This is a genomic window from Nocardioides sp. FY1077, from assembly GCF_058681775.1.
In genome coordinates, this window is record NZ_JBZWDB010000003.1 from 637,059 (window position 1) to 653,341 (window position 16,283).

At 75.3% G+C, this 16,283-nt stretch carries 18 protein-coding genes; 12 read left to right on the forward strand and 6 right to left on the reverse strand.

The genetic code is table 11. The features are described from left to right. The first annotated feature begins 62 nt into the window (after nucleotides 1-62). The 7 genes from AC4OR8_RS12540 to AC4OR8_RS12570 all read left to right on the forward strand — a co-directional run bounded on the left by AC4OR8_RS12540 (nucleotide 63) and on the right by AC4OR8_RS12570 (nucleotide 7,397). Entirely contained in the window at nucleotides 63-1,523 is a 1,461-nt protein-coding gene (locus tag AC4OR8_RS12540) for a pyridoxal phosphate-dependent decarboxylase family protein (RefSeq protein WP_492165891.1), read from the forward strand. Continuing rightward, nucleotides 1,520-2,911 carry a lysine N(6)-hydroxylase/L-ornithine N(5)-oxygenase family protein gene (locus tag AC4OR8_RS12545; RefSeq protein WP_492165892.1) on the forward strand — a complete coding sequence of 464 codons (1,392 nt, stop codon included), beginning with the start codon at nucleotides 1,520-1,522 and terminating at the stop codon, nucleotides 2,909-2,911. Before AC4OR8_RS12540 ends, AC4OR8_RS12545 begins: the two co-directional genes overlap by 4 nt. Then, nucleotides 2,908-3,465 (forward strand): GNAT family N-acetyltransferase, encoded by a 558-nt coding sequence (locus tag AC4OR8_RS12550; RefSeq protein ID WP_492165893.1) that lies wholly within the window; start codon nucleotides 2,908-2,910, stop codon nucleotides 3,463-3,465. The genes AC4OR8_RS12545 and AC4OR8_RS12550 overlap by 4 nt, the downstream gene beginning before the upstream one ends. Next, complete coding sequence (locus tag AC4OR8_RS12555; RefSeq protein WP_492165894.1) at nucleotides 3,462-5,306, forward strand: IucA/IucC family protein; 1,845 nt, start codon at nucleotides 3,462-3,464, stop codon at nucleotides 5,304-5,306. Before AC4OR8_RS12550 ends, AC4OR8_RS12555 begins: the two co-directional genes overlap by 4 nt. 21 nt (nucleotides 5,307-5,327) lie before the next feature. Beyond that, on the forward strand, nucleotides 5,328-5,510 hold the full coding sequence (locus AC4OR8_RS12560) for a hypothetical protein (protein ID WP_492165895.1): 183 nt from the start codon (nucleotides 5,328-5,330) through the stop codon (nucleotides 5,508-5,510). Beyond that, complete coding sequence (locus AC4OR8_RS12565; protein ID WP_492165896.1) at nucleotides 5,497-6,045, forward strand: 2'-5' RNA ligase family protein; 549 nt, start codon at nucleotides 5,497-5,499, stop codon at nucleotides 6,043-6,045. Before AC4OR8_RS12560 ends, AC4OR8_RS12565 begins: the two co-directional genes overlap by 14 nt. Before the next feature lie 443 nt (nucleotides 6,046-6,488). Beyond that, on the forward strand, nucleotides 6,489-7,397 hold the full coding sequence (locus AC4OR8_RS12570) for an aldo/keto reductase family oxidoreductase (protein WP_492165897.1): 909 nt from the start codon (nucleotides 6,489-6,491) through the stop codon (nucleotides 7,395-7,397). Nucleotides 7,398-7,427: 30 nt separating this feature from the next. On the opposite strand, the gene AC4OR8_RS12575 is transcribed toward AC4OR8_RS12570, so the two are convergent. Both AC4OR8_RS12575 and AC4OR8_RS12580 read right to left on the reverse strand, forming a co-directional pair. Further along, complete coding sequence (locus AC4OR8_RS12575) at nucleotides 7,428-8,036, reverse strand: DUF6461 domain-containing protein (protein ID WP_492165898.1); 609 nt, start codon at nucleotides 8,034-8,036, stop codon at nucleotides 7,428-7,430. Between the two features lie 23 nt (nucleotides 8,037-8,059). After that, nucleotides 8,060-8,632 carry a TetR/AcrR family transcriptional regulator C-terminal domain-containing protein gene (locus tag AC4OR8_RS12580; RefSeq protein ID WP_492165899.1) on the reverse strand — a complete coding sequence of 191 codons (573 nt, stop codon included), beginning with the start codon at nucleotides 8,630-8,632 and terminating at the stop codon, nucleotides 8,060-8,062. 108 nt (nucleotides 8,633-8,740) lie between these two features. On the opposite strand from AC4OR8_RS12580, the gene AC4OR8_RS12585 reads away from it, so the two are divergent. Genes AC4OR8_RS12585 through AC4OR8_RS12600 form a run of 4 tightly spaced genes read left to right on the forward strand, consistent with a single transcriptional unit; the run spans nucleotide 8,741 to nucleotide 11,058 of the window. After that, nucleotides 8,741-9,379 (forward strand): biotin transporter BioY, encoded by a 639-nt coding sequence (locus AC4OR8_RS12585; protein ID WP_492165900.1) that lies wholly within the window; start codon nucleotides 8,741-8,743, stop codon nucleotides 9,377-9,379. 6 nt (nucleotides 9,380-9,385) lie between these two features. Next, nucleotides 9,386-10,087 carry an energy-coupling factor ABC transporter ATP-binding protein gene (locus AC4OR8_RS12590; RefSeq protein ID WP_492165901.1) on the forward strand — a complete coding sequence of 234 codons (702 nt, stop codon included), beginning with the start codon at nucleotides 9,386-9,388 and terminating at the stop codon, nucleotides 10,085-10,087. Continuing rightward, on the forward strand, nucleotides 10,084-10,734 hold the full coding sequence (locus AC4OR8_RS12595; RefSeq protein ID WP_492165902.1) for an energy-coupling factor transporter transmembrane component T family protein: 651 nt from the start codon (nucleotides 10,084-10,086) through the stop codon (nucleotides 10,732-10,734). The genes AC4OR8_RS12590 and AC4OR8_RS12595 overlap by 4 nt, the downstream gene beginning before the upstream one ends. Nucleotides 10,735-10,743: 9 nt before the next feature. Next, entirely contained in the window at nucleotides 10,744-11,058 is a 315-nt protein-coding gene (locus AC4OR8_RS12600) for a hypothetical protein (RefSeq protein WP_492165903.1), read from the forward strand. Between the two features lie 32 nt (nucleotides 11,059-11,090). Here the strand turns inward: AC4OR8_RS12600 and AC4OR8_RS12605 are convergent, their stop codons facing one another. The 3 genes from AC4OR8_RS12605 to AC4OR8_RS12615 all read right to left on the reverse strand — a co-directional run bounded on the left by AC4OR8_RS12605 (nucleotide 11,091) and on the right by AC4OR8_RS12615 (nucleotide 13,778). Next, nucleotides 11,091-12,518 carry an amidase gene (locus tag AC4OR8_RS12605; protein WP_492165904.1) on the reverse strand — a complete coding sequence of 476 codons (1,428 nt, stop codon included), beginning with the start codon at nucleotides 12,516-12,518 and terminating at the stop codon, nucleotides 11,091-11,093. A gap of 186 nt (nucleotides 12,519-12,704) precedes the next feature. After that, entirely contained in the window at nucleotides 12,705-13,133 is a 429-nt protein-coding gene (locus AC4OR8_RS12610; protein WP_492165905.1) for a hypothetical protein, read from the reverse strand. A 93-nt stretch (nucleotides 13,134-13,226) separates the two neighbouring features. After that, a complete protein-coding gene (locus tag AC4OR8_RS12615; RefSeq protein WP_492165906.1) occupies nucleotides 13,227-13,778 on the reverse strand; it encodes an NADPH-dependent FMN reductase in 552 nt (183 codons plus the stop codon). Between the two features lie 130 nt (nucleotides 13,779-13,908). On the opposite strand from AC4OR8_RS12615, the gene AC4OR8_RS12620 reads away from it, so the two are divergent. Then, nucleotides 13,909-14,511, forward strand: coding sequence for a TetR/AcrR family transcriptional regulator (locus AC4OR8_RS12620; RefSeq protein WP_492165907.1), 603 nt, complete (start codon nucleotides 13,909-13,911; stop codon nucleotides 14,509-14,511). A gap of 25 nt (nucleotides 14,512-14,536) precedes the next feature. Here AC4OR8_RS12620 and cimA read toward each other — a convergent pair whose 3' ends face one another. Further along, nucleotides 14,537-16,132, reverse strand: coding sequence for a citramalate synthase (gene cimA / locus AC4OR8_RS12625; RefSeq protein ID WP_492165908.1), 1,596 nt, complete (start codon nucleotides 16,130-16,132; stop codon nucleotides 14,537-14,539). Nucleotides 16,133-16,283 lie beyond the last annotated feature (151 nt).

The window sequence follows — 16,283 nt, forward strand, 5'->3', positions numbered from 1 at the left end:
GCCGACTTAGGTGAGCCTAAGTAAGGTGAGCCTTACCTGACCTGATCTCGGAAGGACTCGCGGTGCCCCCCTCCCCTCCCGCCCTCGCCCACCTCTTCCACCCCGACCACGCGGACTCCTACGTCGCGACCATGCGGCTCGGGGTCGACCACCTCGCCGAGGCGCTGGGCCGCGTCGGCGGCCCCGCCACGGGCGTGACGCCGGAGCGGGCCGCCAAGCCGGTGCTCGACGTCGACCTCGACGCCCCGCTCGGCGACGCCGCCGCGGCCCTGCACGAGATGAGCCGGCTCTGGCTCGACGACACCGTGTGGTTCCACGAGCCGGCGTACGCCGCCCACCTCAACTGCCCGGTGGTGATCCCGGCGCTGCTGGCGGAGGTGTTCGTCTCGGGGGTCAACGCCAGCCTCGACACCTTCGACCAGAGCGTCGCCGGCACCTTCGTGGAGCGCCACCTCGTCGCCTGGACGGCGGGCCGCCTCGGCTGGGGCGAGGGGGCCGACGGGGTCTTCACCAGCGGCGGGTCGCAGTCGAACCTGCAGGCCCTCCACCTGGCCCGCGACCGCGCCCTGGCCGCCGGGGCCGCCCTGGGCGACCTGCGGGTGCTGGCCTCGGTCGACGCGCACTTCAGCGTGCAGAAGTCGGCGCGGCTGCTCGGCCTGCCCGCCGACGCGGTGATCGGCGTCGGCGTCGACGCCCGCCGGCGGCTCGACCCCGGCGCGCTGGCGGCGGCCCTCGACGACGTGACGGCGACGGGCGCCACCACGATGGCCGTGGTCGCCACGGCCGGCACCACCGACCTCGGTGCGATCGACCCGCTCGACCGGGTGGCCGACCTCGCCGGGGCCCACGACACGTGGCTGCACGTCGACGCGGCGTACGGCGGCGGCCTGCTGGTCTCCCCCACCCAGCGCGGGCGCCTCGCCGGCATCGAGCGGGCCGACTCGGTGACCGTCGACTACCACAAGACGTGGTTCCAGCCGGTCTCCTCCAGCGCGGTGCTGGTGCGCGACGCGCGCCACCTCACCCACGTCGCGTGGCACGCCGACTACCTCAACCCTCGCGACCCCGCCGGCGCCGCGAGCCCCCACCAGGTCGACAAGAGCCTGCAGACCACCCGCCGCTTCGACGCGCTCAAGCTGTGGCTCACCCTGCGCGTGATGGGCCCCGACCTGATCGGCGGGTACGTCGACGCCGTCACCGACCTGGCCCGCGAGGTGGCCCTCCACCTGGCCGCCGACCCCCGAGTCGAGCTGGCCGCCGTGCCCGAGCTGAGCACCGTCCTGTTCCGCTACCGCCCGCCCGCCACCGGCGCCGCGGACGACGTCGCCGACCGGCTGGTGCCGCTGGTGCGCGCCGCCCTCTACGAGCGGGGCCTCGGCATGGTCGCCGCCACGCGTGTCGACGGGCGCCGCTGGCTCAAGCTGACCCTGCTCAACCCGATGGCCGCCGTCGACGACCTGCTCGCCGTGGTGGCGCACTGCGTCGCGCTGGGCGAGGAGCTGCACGCGGAGGTGGCCGCGTGAGCACCACGACCCCCCACGTGCACGACCTCGTCGGCATCGGCCTCGGCCCGTTCAACCTGGGCCTGGCCTGCCTGGCCGACCCGATCGACGACCTCGACGCGGTGTTCCTCGAGGCCCGCGACGAGCTGGCCTGGCACCCCGGCATGCTGCTCGACGACGCCACCCTGCAGGTGCCGTTCCTGGCCGACCTGGTCACGATGGCCGACCCGACCTCGCGCTGGTCGTTCCTGAGCTACCTCAAGCAGAGCGGCCACCTCTACCCGTTCTACGTGCGCGAGTCGTTCTACCCCCTGCGCCGCGAGTACGACGACTACTGCCGCTGGGCCGCGGAGCGGCTCCCCTCGGTGCGCTTCGGGCGGGCGGTGACGTCGGTGGAGCACACCACCGACGCCGACGGCGCCTCGACGTACGTCGTGCGCACCGGCACCGGGGAGACGTTCCTCGGACGTCGGCTCGTGCTGGGTGTCGGCACCAGCCCGCAGGTGCCCGACTGCGTGACGCGGGCCGGTGGCCCCGCCCTGCACACCGCCGACTACCTGGCCCGCAGGAGCGAGCTCCAGGCGCTGGGCTCGATCACCGTGGTCGGCAGTGGGCAGAGCGCGGCGGAGGTCTACCGCGACCTGCTGGCGGAGTCGCCCCACCACGGCTACGAGCTGACCTGGCTGACCCGCAGCCCCCGCTTCTTCCCGATGGAGTACACCAAGCTCACCCTCGAGCTGACCTCTCCGGAGTACACGACCTACTTCCAGGGCCTCCCGGCCGCGACCCGGGAGCGCCTGCTGCGCGAGCAGCGCTCGCTCTACAAGGGCATCAGCAGCGACCTGGTCGACGAGATCTCCGACCTGCACTACCGGCTGCGGGTGCAGGGCGCGGGGCCGCGCACCACGCTGGTGAGCAACACCAGCCTGACCGGCGCGCGGTGGGACGGCGCCGCCTACGACCTCGACCTCCACCACGACGAGACCGGCGAGGACTTCGCGGTGCGCACCGAGGGCCTCGTGCTCGCCACCGGGTACGCCGCAGCGGTGCCGTCGTTCCTCGACCCCGTGCGCCACCGGCTGCGCCTCGACGACCAGGGCCGCTACCTCGCCGACGCCTCCTACGCCGTCGACCACACCGGCCGCGAGGTGTTCGTGCAGAACGGCGAGGAGCACACCCACGGCTTCGTCGCCCCCGACCTCGGGATGGGGGCCCACCGCAGCTCGGTGATCCTCGCCGCGGTCACCGGCCGCGAGGTCTACCCGCTGGAGAAGCGGGTGGCGGTGCAGAGCTTCGGCGTGCCCGACCACCTGCGCCGCCCGCCCCGGGCGCCTGCGTCGTCCCAGGTGCCCTCGTCCCAGGTGCCCTCGTCCCGGGCGCCCTCGTCCCGGGCCGGGGCGACGCGGTGAGGGCCGTGCTGGAGCCGCTGGTGCCGGACGCCACCACGACCGCTCTGCTGCACGCCTGGGTGACCCACCCGCGCTCGGCGTACTGGCAGATGGGCGAGGCGGACGTCGAGGAGGTGGCGCGGGCCTACGCCGCGATCGGCTCCTCCCCCACCCACCACGCCTGGCTGGGGCGTGTCGACGACGAGCCCACGTTCCTCGCCGAGACCTACGACCCCGCCCACGACCCCCACCTGCGCGACCTGCCCGACCTGCGCCCCGGCGACCTCGGCATGCACGTGCTGGTCGCCCCGCCCGCGGGACCGCCGCGGCGCGGCCTCACCCGAGTCGTGTTCCGCGCCGTGCTGGAGCACTGCTTCGCCGACCCCGCCGTGCGCCGCGTCGTGGTGGAGCCCGACGCCCGCAACGAGCCGATCGCCGTCCTGAACGCCGAGGCCGGCTTCACCGTCGCCCGCCACGTCGCGCTGCCCGGCAAGACCGCCGCTCTGTCCTTCTGCCCCCGTGAGGCCTGGCCGGCCTCGCCACTCGCCCTCGCCCGACCGGAGACCGTCCGATGACCCTCGCGCCCACCCGTCCCTCGCCCGACGCCCCCGACCCCGTGGTCGACCCGGTGGCCCACCTCACGCCGTGCCGCCTCGCCGCCGCCCAGCGCCACCTGGTGGCCAAGGCGCTCGCCGAGCTGGCCCACGAGCGCCTCGTCGCGCCCCGCCCCGACCCCGACGCCGACCACGGGAGCGCCCCGGCGTGGGTGCTGACCACCCCCGACGGCCGGGCCGCCTACCGCTTCCGGGCCCGGCGCCTGGCCCTCGACCACTGGGCCGTGCACGCGCCCAGCATCGAGCGTCGTGTGGACGGCGAGCCGCGTCCCCTCGACGTGCAGGAGCTCGTCGTGGAGCTGGCGCCGCTGCTCGGCGTGCCCGACGCCCTGCTCGCGACCTACCTGGAGGAGCTGGCCGCCACCCTCGCCGGCGCCGCCTGGAAGCTCGAGCACCACGCCGCCGGCGTCGACGAGCTCCTCGACGCCGACTACCAGGAGCTGGAGGCCGCGATGACCGAGGGCCACCCGGGCTTCCTGGCCAACAACGGGCGCATCGGCTTCGACCTCGACGACCACGCGGCGTACGCCCCGGAGGCCGGCCGCGACGTGCGACTGGTGTGGCTGGCCGCGCGGCGCAGCGCCACCCACCTCGCGCTGGGCGCCGGGCTCACCGAGGAGGCCCTGTGGGCCGGCGAGCTGGACGACGACGTGCGCGACCGGTTCGCGACCCACCTGCTCGACCTCGGCCTCGACCCCGACGACTACACCTACCTGCCGCTGCACCCCTGGCAGTGGCGCCACCAGGTGGCGGTCACCTTCGCCCCCGACGTCGCCCGCCGTGACCTGGTGCACCTCGGCGAGGGACCCGACACGATGCGGGCGCAGCAGTCGATCCGCACGTTCTTCAACACCGCACGCCCGGAGCGGAGCTACGTGAAGACCGCCCTGGCGATCCAGAACATGGGGTTCGTGCGCGGGCTGTCGCCGGCGTACATGGCGGCGACCCCGGCGATCAACGACTGGGTGGCCGACCTGGTGCACGCCGACCCGACGCTGGCCGGCTGCGGCTTCACGGTGCTGCGCGAGCGGGCGGCCGTGGGCTACACCGGCGACGCCTTCCACCGGCTGACCGGGCCGGCCGCGTCGACGCCGTACCGCAAGATGCTGGCCGCGCTGTGGCGCGAGAGCCCCGTGCCGCGCCTGGGCGAGGGCGAGCGGCTGGCGACGATGGCCTCGTTGCTCCACCGCGACGCCCAGGGCCGGGCGCTGGTCACCGCGATGGTCTCCGCCTCCCCGCTGGACGCCCGGGAGTGGCTGCGCAGCTACCTGCACGCCTACCTGCGCCCGGTCGTGCACTGCCTGCTGGCCCACGACCTGGCGTTCATGCCCCACGGCGAGAACCTGGTGCTCGTGCTGCGCGACCACGTGCCGGTGCGGGCGCTGATGAAGGACGTCGGCGAGGAAGTCGCGGTGATGAGCCCCGACCGGCCGCTGCCCGCCGACGTGGAGCGGGTGCGCGCCGACGTGGAGCCCGACGTCAAGGCGCTGGCCCTGCACACCGACGTGCTCGACGGCTTCCTGCGCCACCTCGCGGCCGTGCTGCACCTCGACGGGGTGGTGGACGAGACGGTGTTCTGGGCCGAGGTGTCGCGCTGCGTCGACCAGCACGCCGACGACCACCCCTGGCTCGCCGAGGCCGTCACGGCCTACGACCTGCACCGGCCGACCTTCCGGCACTCCTGCCTCAACCGGCTGCAGCTGCGCGACACCCGGCAGATGGTCGACCTCACCGACCAGGCGTCGTCGCTGCTGTACGCCGGCGAGCTGGACAACCCGCTGCACACCTACCGGCAGCGCTGAGCCGGGGGCGATACTGCGGGGGTGGAGTCACCCACAGTCGTCCTGGTCACCGTCGTCGTCGTGATGGCGGCGTCCTGCCTCGGCCTGGCCGCCACCACCGGCCTCGGCGCGCGCCGCCGGGGCGGGTCGTGGCCGGTGGTCGTGCTCTCGGCCGCGGTGTTCCCGGCGACGTGGGTGGCGTGGTACCTGCGTGACGAGCACTGAGCCGGCCGGGGCGGGGCCCTGGCCCGGACACAGCGTGCTGCAGGTGCCGGTGCCGGCGCTCGAGGCGTTCGTGCGCGCGCGCACGACCGGGCAGGACGCGACGTACCTGTCGGCCGACCCGGGGTTCACCCACGCCCACGTCACCGCGCTCGGGCCGTTCCTGCCCGTGGTCGACGACGAGGTGGCGCGCCGGGTGGGCGAGGTGGTGGCGTCGGTGCCGGCGTTCGAGGTGGTGCTGGCCCGGGTGGCGCGCTTCCCCGACGGCACCCTGCACCTCCCGCCCGAGCCCGACGACGGGTTCCGGGCGCTGACCGCGGCCCTGGCCCGGGCGTTCCCGCAGTGCCCGCCGTACGCCGGGCGGCACGACCCGGTGCCGCACCTCACCCTCGACGTCGCGGCGCCGGGGGTCGACGAGCGGTCGGTGGCCGCCGAGCTGGCGGGGGTGCTGCCCGTGGTCGTGCGCGCCGAGCGGGTCGACCTCGCGTGGTGGGAGCAGGGCGGCACCCGGCGGCTGCGGTGGTGGCCGCTCGGCTGACCCCCGGTCCGGCGGGGCGGGGTCGCGGGTTTCACCAGCCGGCTGGCGAAACCCGCACCTGTCGGCCGTCACGTGGGCCGACAGGTGCGGGTCTGGGCCGACAGGTCGGCCGTCGGCGCCGGTTCGCGGGTTTCACCGGATATCCGGTGAAACCCTCGGTTGTCAGCCGAAGCCTCGGTCGACAACCAAGGGTTCGGGTCGACAACCCTCCGGCACGGGGGCGGATCGTGGGTGCTCGACGACCCGGGTAGGGGCCGCGCCCACGCCGCGTCGGGTACGTCGGGTCGAGGCGCGGCCGGGCGGGTCGCGGCGATCAGGACGGCGGACGCCCCGGGCTCGACCGGCGCAGCCGGGCCGCGCGGCTCCCGGGGAGCGATGCACTCTCCCTGCGCCCCGCCGGCCGGGGAAGGCTGGTCCCACCAGCACCTCCGAGAGGACCCACCATGTCCAGCACCACCCCGACCAGCATCACCCCGACCAGCAGCGCCCCGACCAGCGGCCTGCCCGGCGGCACCTACCCCGTCGGCGATCTCGAGCTCACCCGGGTCGGCTACGGCGCCATGCAGCTCGCCGGCCCCCACGTGTGGGGCCCGCCCGCCGACCGCGAGGCCGCCGTGGCCGTCCTGCGGGAGGTCGTCGAGCTCGGCATCACCCACATCGACACCAGCGACTTCTACGGCCCCCACGTCACGAACGAGATCATCCGGGAGGCCCTGCACCCCTACCCGCAGCAGCTGCACCTGGTCACCAAGGTCGGCAACCTGCGCGACGCCCAGGGCGGCTGGCCGCCGGCCCGCTCCCCCGAGCAGCTGCGCCGCGCGGTGCTGGACAACCTCGAGCACCTGCGCCTCGACGCGATCGACGTCGTCAACCTGCGCCTCGGCGGCCTCGACGCCCCCGAGCCCGGCTCGATCGCCGAGCCGTTCGAGGCGATGGCCGCGCTGCAGCAGGAGGGCCTCGTGCGCCACCTCGGGCTGAGCACCGTCGACGCCGCCCAGGTCGCCGAGGCACAGGCCATCGCGCCCGTGGTGTGCGTGCAGAACCGCTACAACCTCGCCCACCGCGCCGACGACGATCTCGTCGACTCCCTGGCCGCGCAGGGCATCGCCTACGTGCCGTACTTCCCGCTCGGCGGCTTCTCCCCGTTGCAGTCGCAGGCCCTCGACGCCGTGGCCGAGCGCCTCGGTGCCACCCCGATGGCGGTGGCGCTGGCGTGGTTGCTGCAGCGCAGCCCCAACATCCTGCTCATCCCGGGCACGTCGTCGGTGGCCCACCTGCGCGAGAACGTCGCGGGCGCCGGCCTGGCCCTGTCGACCGACGACGTCGCCGAGCTCGACGCGATCGCCGGCTGACCCCGAACCTGGCGCCGGCCGCGGCCCGGGTCAGGAGCCGGTGCGGGTGTCGTCGCCGTACGTCAGCGAGGCCACCCAGAACCGCGGCGCCCGCTGCAGCCGGTCGAGGTCGTCGGCGGTGACCTCGATGCCGGTCACCAGCTCCGCCATGGCCAGGGCCACCGGCAGCGGGTCGGCCTCGTCGCCGTCGTCGGCGCCGTCGGGGTCGACCCACGCCTCGTCGAGCAGCGGCCGCAGCTCGTCGGGCACACGCGACCGGTCGGTGATGAAGGCGTACTCGTCGTCGTCGAAGACCAGCTCGCCGTCGCGGGCGCAGCCGAAGCGGTCGTGGGCCTGCACGTTCGACCTCGCGACGGCCGCGCGGCGCCCGTCGGCCGAGAGCCGGCGCAGGACGTCGACGCCGGGGTCGGCGTACCCCGTGGGCTCACCGGCCAGCACCCCGCCCGCCACCTCGACCAGCGCGTACGCCGAGTGCTCGTCGCCCCAGACGTCGTCGGGGTCGACCTGCCGGCCCAGGTCGACGCCGAGGACGCCGGCGACCTGCTCCACGCTCGCGCCGGTGACCACGACGAACGTGGCCTCGGTGTCCATCCCGGCCTCGTCGAGGATCTCGGCGTAGTACTCCGTCGTCGCAGCCATGCGCGCCACCCTAGGACCTGCCGTCACGCCCCCGGTGTCGCCCGGGCCTGCGCGCGCAGCCGGATGCCGTCGACGACCAGGGCCAGGCCCAGCGCGAAGTCGGAGGCCTCGCGGGGCTGGTCGTCGATGGCGCCGGCGCTGCCGGCCTGCAGGTGGGTCTGCTCGTCGAGGGTGTGGCCGAAGACGTAGTGCAGCAGCGTGCGCGCGGCGGTGCCGACCACGGCCGGGTCGAGGCCGCTCTCCGCGAGGGCGGCGCGCAGCCGGCGTCCGGGCGCGGCGGCACCGAGGCCGAAGGCGTGCACGGTGGCGACCAGCTCGGCGCCGTCGCGGTAGGCCAGCATCGCCTCGCGCAGCTCGGCACAGGTCGCCGCGACCCGCTCGTCCCAGGCCCCGGCGGGCTCGGGACGCGCACCGCGGGCCAGCAGCTCCTCGGCGACGGCGGCGAGCAGGGCCTGCTTGTTGGCGACATGGTGGTAGAGCGCGCTGGGCTGCACGCCGAGCTCGGCGCCGAGGCGACGCATGGTGAGGTCGGCAAGGCCGTAGGTGTCGAGCACGTCGAGGGCGCGCGCGACGACGTCGCTGCGGTGGTAGCGCATGTCACTCCTCGGGCCGGCGGTCGGCGTTGACCCGGCCACTGCACGGACCCTAACCTGAACGCCGTTCAGCTGGCCATCGTGCGAGCGCCGCACCACCGGAGGACCCCCATGAGCAGCTCCCACCCGACCGCCGCCACCGCAGCGTCCTCGGCGTCCTCGGCGTCCTCGGCGTCCGCCGGCTCGCGCCGGATGACCACCACCGACCTCGCCCTGGTGGCGGCGTTCGCCGCGCTCGTCTCGGCCTGCGCCTACGTCGGCGGCATCCCGGTGGGCGGCGCAGGGGTGCCGATCACGCTGCAGACCTTCGGCGTGATGCTGGCCGGCTGCCTGCTCGGCCCGGTGCGCGGCTTCCTCGCGGTGGCGCTCTACCTGGTGCTCGGCGCCGTCGGCCTGCCCGTCTTCGCCCAGCACGCCTCCGGCCTCGGCGTCTTCACCGGCGCCTCCGCGGGCTACCTCTGGTCGTTCCCCCTGGCCGCGCTGGTGGCCGGTCTGCTGGTGAAGCACGTCGCCGGGCGGCGCGGCAAGACCCGCGCGCTCGTGGTGTTCGGCTGCTCGCTGACCGCGAGCGTGCTGGTGATCCACACGATGGGCATCGCCGGGCTCGCGCTCGTCCTCGACCTCTCCCTGCTGGACGCCGCGAAGATCGACGCCCTCTACTGGGCCGGCGACGTGCTGAAGACCGCGCTGGTGGCGCTGGTGGCCGCCGAGGTGCACCGCGCCTTCCCGCACCTGCTGCACCGCCGCTGACCCCGGGTGGCCGTCCTCGAGCTCGACGCCGCTGCGGTCACCGTGGAGGTGCCCGACGGCGAGCGCGTCGTGCTGCACCCCACGACGCTGCGGCTCACCGAGCAGCGGGTCGCGGTGGTGGGCGCCAACGGCTCCGGCAAGTCGACGCTGGCGCGGCTGCTGAACGGACTGGTCACCCCGTCCTCGGGCCGGGTGGTCGTCGACGGCCTCGACGTGGCCCGCGACGCCGCCGCCGTACGCCGCCGCGTGGGGTTCTGCTTCACCGACCCCGCGGCCCAGCTGGTGATGCCGACCTGCGTGGAGGACGTCGAGCTCTCGCTGCGCCGCCTGGAGCGCGACGCCGGGCGACGCCGGGAGCGGGCGCTGGCCGTGCTGGCCCGCCACGGCCTGGCCGACCACGCCCACGTGTCGGTGCACGCGCTTTCCGGCGGGCAGAAACAGCTGCTGGCGCTGGCCGGCGTCCTGGCCACCGAGCCGGCGGTGCTGGTGGCCGACGAGCCGACCACCCTGCTCGACCTCGCCCACACCCGGCGCGTGGGCGACCTGCTGCTCGGGCTGCCCCAGCAGCTGGTGCTGGTCACCCACGACCTCGAGCTCGCCGCGCGCTGCGACCGCGTGGTCGTGGTGGAGGACGGCCGGGTGCGCCACGACGGGCCCGCCGCGGCCGGGGTCGCCGACTACGTCGCCTCCGTGGACGCACGCCGGTGAGCACGTCGGTGCTCGTCGCGGTCTACCAGCCGGGCCGCTCCCTGCTGCACCGCGCTCCGGTCGGCGCCAAGCTGCTCGGCCTGGCCGCGCTCAGCCTGACGATCGTGCTGGTGCGGAGCATGCCGGCGTCGTTCGGCTTCCTCGCCGTCGCGCTCGGGCTCGCCGCCCTGGCACGGGTGCGGGTGGGGCTGCTGGCCCGCGCGGCGCGCGGGGTGCTGCTGATCGCTGTGGTGGTCGGCGTCCTGCAGTGGGTGTTCATCGGACGCGACAAGGCGGTCGAGACGCTGGTCGACCTGCTGACCCTGGCGCTGGCCGCCGTGGTGGTCAGCGCCACCACCCCGGTCAACGCGATGCTCGACGCGATCGTGCGCTGGCTGGGTCCGCTGCGCCGTGTCGGGGTGTCGCCCGACCGGGTCGCGCTGACCGTCAGCCTGGCCATCGGCGCCCTGCCCGGCACCGTCGCCCTCGCGCTCGAGACCCGCGACGCCGCCCGCGCCCGTGGCCTGGGCCGCCACCCCCGCGCCTACCTGACGCCGTTCGTCGTGCGCGTCGTCGCCCGCGCCCACGAGACCGGCGACGCGCTGGCCGCGCGAGGGCTGGGCGACGACCAGGTCGAGGACGAGCCGGCGCTTCCCGGACGGTCGTAGGATCTGACGATGCTGACGCTCGACCCGGAGACCGCCGACGAGGTGTACGCCGTCGGCCTGGCCGCCGACAGCCGCCCGCGGCTCCAGCGGTGGTGCGTGGTGACGATCGACGTGTGGTTCGCGATGAGCGGCGGCACGCTCGACTGCTCCTCGGCCGGCACCGTGGAGGTGCACGAGATCCACTCCGGGCGGCGCGTGCTGGCCATCGACGCCGACAACCCCGAGGTCGCCAGCCACACCCTCCACCACCTGCGCGAGCAGCTGGCCGAGCTCAGCCCCGAGGAGTTCCGCGAGCAGTGGGGCGTCGACGAGCGGGCTGTCTGAGCCCGCTCACCGGCCGCTGACCGGCCGAGGGCTCACCAGCCGGGCGGGCGCCGGTCGTGCCACGGCGCGGCGGCCTCCACCTGCGCGGCCACGCCGAGCAGCAGCTCGTCCTCGGCCGGACGCCCGGCCAGCATCACCCCGATCGGCAGCCCGTCGCTGTGGTGCAGCGGCAGCGACACCGCGGGCATGCCGGTGACGTTCCACGCCGACGTCCAGGGGGTGAAGGCCTTCTGGGCGGCGAAGTCGGCCGCGGGGTCGGCGTCGTCGCGGATCGCGCCCACCGGCAGTGGTGGGGCGGCCAGCGTCGGCGTCAGCACCACGTCGTACGGCGCGAGCGCGGCCAGCGCGTTGGCGGCGTGCTGGCGCACGCCCGCGATCGCCAGGCCAAACTCGGGCCCCGACACCGCGTGGCCGCGCTCGGCGAGCCAGCGGGTGAGCGGGCGCAGCAGGTGCTCGCGCCCGGCGGGGGCGCTCGACAGCGCCGTGAGCACCGCCCAGCACGTCTCGAACACCGCCACCGACTCCGGCGGGAGCGGCACCGCGACGTCGACCACCTCGTGACCCAGTGACTCCAGCAGCGCCGAGGCGTCCTCCCACGCGGTGACGCTGGAGGGGTCGACGGGCACGTCGGCGATCACCGGCGCGACGAAGCGGGCCACCCGCAGCCGCCCCGGGTCGCGGTCACAGGCGTCGAGGAAGGTGGTCGTGGGCGGAGCGGCCCACGACGGGTCGCCCACCAGCCGTCCGGCCAGCACGTCGAGCATCGCCGCGGCGTCGCGCACCGTGCGGGCCAGCGGACCGCCGGTGGCCAGCCCCACCGGGTCGCCGTACGCCGGGAAGCCGCTGACCCGGCCCCGTGACGGCTTCAGCCCCACCAGGCCGCAGCAGGAGGCCGGGATGCGGATCGACCCGCCGCCGTCGGAGCCCTGCGCCACCGGCACGAGCCCCGCGGCCACCGCTGCCGCCGCGCCGCCCGAGGAGCCGCCGGCCATCCGGGTGCGGTCCCAGGGAGTCACGGCCGGGGGCCGCCCCTCGGGCTCGGTGTAGCAGGGCGAGCCGAACTCCGGCGTGGCGGTCTTGCCCAGGCTCACCATGCCCGCACCCTCGACGGCCAGCGCCGCAGCGTCGGAGGCGTCGGGCACGAAGTCGTGGTACGCCGCCGAGCCGAAGGTCGTGCGCACCCCGGCGGTCAGCGTCAGGTCCTTCAGCGCGGTCGGCACGCCCCACAACCGTGACGTCGACCCGTCCGGACCCGTCTCGCCCGGCGCGACGCGGCCCATCGCCCTGGCCTGCTCGAGGGCCCGCTCGGCGGTCACGGTGACGAACGCGCCCACGTCGTCGAGGCGCGCGACGCGGTCGAGGTAGTGCTCGGTCAGCTCGGCGGGGGTCACCTCGCCCCGGCGCACCAGGTCGCCCTGCTCGAGGGCGGTGAGCTCGTGGACGTCGCTGAGGTCGACCATGCCTCGACGCTAGCGGCTCGCCGCGCCGCCCCGACCGCGGGTCGCGGGCCTCGTCGCGCGGACCTGCCGGACGCGCGGCGGGCGGGGCGGGACGTCATGCAGATCGTGGAGGCGACTCCACCATGCGGATGACGCTGCTCCGCGTCCCCGCGTCCCCGAGCCGGGGAGGAGGCAGGAAGGAGAGGGTCAGCGACCGGCGGCGGAGCGCACGAGGCCGACCGCGACCGCGACGAGGCCGACCCAGGCGAGCACGGCGAGCGGCGGCACCCAGAACGCCAGGCGGCGCTGCACCATCCGCACGACCGCCCACGCAGCGGCGATGACCAGGCAGGTGCCGGGCGCGGCGACGGCGAGGATCGTCCCCGCCGCGACCAGTCCGTCGTGGCACTCCGTGGCGCCGGCGCACGCGTCGGCCTCGCCCAGGACGACCAGGCCGCCGAACGTCGCCAGCAACGCCACCACCGAGAGCAGTACCAGCTGCACGACGGTCACCACCACGTCGAGCGGGTGGCTCGGCCGTCGCGGCGCGGGCGGCAGGGGTGGCGGCGGCGGGTGGACCGGACCGTACGGCGCGTACGGCACCGGCGGACGGTACGGCTCCCGGGGCTCGCTCACCCCCCGACCGTACCCGCGCGACCGGGCCGGCGGACACGACGACGCCCCGCCCCCGGCAGGGGACGGGGCGCGGACGCGCGGGGAGCCGGAGGCTCAGGCCGCGGTGGTCTGCGGCTGGTGGGCCGCCAGGGCCTCGACGGCGGCCTGCAGCCGGCCGAGGACCTCGGTGTCGGTCAGCACGTCGACCTCGAGCGCCGACTGCGACACGGCGACCTCCTCGACGACGGTGGCCCCGGCGATGCCGGCCGAGCGGGCGGTGTCGCCGTGGGCCCACTTGCCGCCGTACGGCGTGGGGGTCACGCCGATGACGCCGAAGGGCTTGCCCACGATGGCGCCGGCGCCGTAGGGCCGCGAGAGCCAGTCGATGGCGTTGTTCAGCACGGCCGGCATGGTGCCGTTGTACTCCGGGGTCACGGCCAGCACGCGGTCGGCGCCGGCGATGCGCTCGCGCAGGGCGACGGCCGCGGCGGGGGCCTGGCCGTCGTCGAGGTCCTCGTTGTAGAACGGGAGGTCGGCGAGGCCGTCGACGAGGTCGAGGACGACGCCCTCGGGGGCCTGGTCGCGCAGCACCTCGGCGACCTTGCGGTTGAGCGAGTCGGCGCGCAGGCTGCCGACGAGGACGGCGACGGTGACGGGCTGGGACATGGGGTTCCTCCACGGGTTCGGGACGGTGACGACGAACGGTTCGTGGGCACAAACGGACCGTGGTCCGGTTCTATTCCCCCTGCTCGGGTGGGGGTTCGTGCGCGGGGGCCCCGCCTAGGGTGGGAGCACCATGACCGAGCGCCGCCTCCTCCCCCTGCTCGGCGACCCGCCGGCCGAGCGGGCCGACGCCGCGCGCAACCGCGTGGCGCTGCTCCAGGCCGCCGAGCGGCTGGTCGAGCGGTGCAGCCTGGAGCGGCTCACGATGGAGGCGGTCGCCGCCGAGGCCGGCGTGGGCAAGGGCACGGTGTTCCGCCGCTTCGAGAGCCGCGAGGGCCTGATGGCCGCGCTGCTCGACCACTCCGAGAAGGCCTGGCAGGCCTCCGTCATCTCCGGCCCGCCGCCGCTGGGCCCGGGGGCGCCGCCGCTCGAGCGACTGCTCGCCTTCGGCCGCTCCCGGCTGGAGACCACGCTGCTGCACGCCGACCTGATCGCCGCGGCCGGGCGGGCGGGGTCGCGGTCGTACGCGGCGTACTCGTTCGTCGCGCTGCACGTGCGCCACCTGCTCGTCGAGCTGCAGGTCACCGGTGACGTCCCGGTGCTGGCGACCGCGCTGATCGCCCCGCTCGAGGTGCCGGTGCTGCAGCAGCAGGTGCACGTGGAGGGCTTGTCCGTCGACCGGGTGCACGCCGGCTGGGTGGACCTGGTCGAGCGCGTCGTCGCCGTCCACCGCTGACCCGCACCCGCCGGGCGGGGCCCCGTCAGCCGGCGTCGCCGGCGTGGCGGCGCAGGCCGTACGTGACGCCGTCGAGCAGCGCCTCCCACGACGCCTCGACCACGTTGGCGCCGACCCCGACGGTCACCCACGACGACTCGCCGTCGGTGGTCTCGATGAGCACCCGGGTGGTCGCGTCGGTGCCGTGACCCTGGTCGAGGATGCGCACCTTGTAGTCGATCAGCTCGAAGCGTGCCACCGCCGGGTAGGCCTGGCCGATCGCGGTGCGCAGCGCCTGGTCGAGGGCGTTGACCGGGCCGTTGCCCTCCCCGGTGACGACGTAGCGCACGTCGGCGGCGCGCAGCTTCACGGTGGCCTCCGAGAGCGCCTCGCCGTCGGCGCGGGTCTCGGTGATCACGCGCCACGACTCGACGTCGACGTACGACGGGCGCCGGCCCTCGACCTCCTCGGCCAGCAGCAGCTCGAACGACGCGTCGGCCGCCTCGAAGGTGTAGCCGCGCGCCTCGAGCACCTTCACCCGGTCGGTGATGTGGCCGACCAGGCCGCGGCGGGTCTCCCCCGACAGGTCGAAGCCGAGCTCGCGGCCCTTCAGCTCGATGGAGGCGCGCCCGGCCATGTCGGAGACCAGCAACCGCATGTCGTTGCCGACCTGGGCGGGGTCGAGGTGCTGGTAGAGGTCGGGGTCGACCTTGATCGCGCTGGCGTGCAGGCCGGCCTTGTGGGCGAAGGCCGACGTGCCGACGTACGGCTGGCGCGAGGCCGGCGGCACGTTGGTGACCTCGGCGACGGCGTGGGCGATGCGGGTGGCGTCGCGCAGCGCACCGTCGGGCAGCAGCCGGCGTCCGGTCTTCAGCTCGAGGTTGGCCACCACGCTGACCAGGTCGGCGTTGCCGGTGCGCTCGCCGTAGCCGTTGAGGCAGCCCTGCACGTGCGTGGCGCCGGCCTCCACGGCGGCCAGCGAGCTGGCCACCGCGCAGCCGGTGTCGTTGTGGGCGTGGATGCCGACGCGCACGCCGGTGGCCTCGACCACGTCGTGCACGGCCTCCGCGACCCAGGGCGGCAGCATGCCGCCGTTGGTGTCGCACAGCGCCACCAGCTCGGCGCCGGCCTCGGCCGCGGTGCGCAGCACCTCGAGGGCGTAGGCCCGGTCGAGGCGGTGGCCGTCGAAGAAGTGCTCGGCGTCGACGAAGACCTGCTGGCCCTCCGCGCGCAGGTGGGAGACGGTGTCGCGCACCATGGCGAGGTTCTCCGTCGGCGTCGTGCGCAGCGCCAGCTCGACGTGGCGCGAGTGGGCCTTCGCGACGAGGGTGACCGTCGGGGCGCCGCTGTCGCGCAGCGCGGCGGTGCCAGGGTCGTCGGCGGCGCGCCCGCCCGGACGCCGGGTCGAGCCGAACGCCGCGAGCCGGGCGTGCCGCAGGTCGAGCTCGGTGCGGGCGCGGCGGAAGAACTCGGTGTCCTTGGGGTTGGCCCCCGGCCAACCGCCCTCGATGTAGCCGACGCCGAGCTGGTCGAGCAGCCCCGCGATCGTCAGCTTGTCGGCGACGGAGAGGGTGAGCCCCTCCTGCTGGGCGCCGTCGCGCAGGGTCGTGTCGTAGACGTGGAAGGCGCCGTGCAGGTCCATCGGTTCGGTCCGTCCCTCGGGTCGGTCGGGTGGTGCGGGCACAAAAAAACCTCCCGGGTCACGAGAGGTGGGCGCGTCCGGGGTGACCGGACGCGCTAGGCGATGACGATGGTGCGGTGCTGCGACATGCCGGTCATCGTGGCACGCCCCG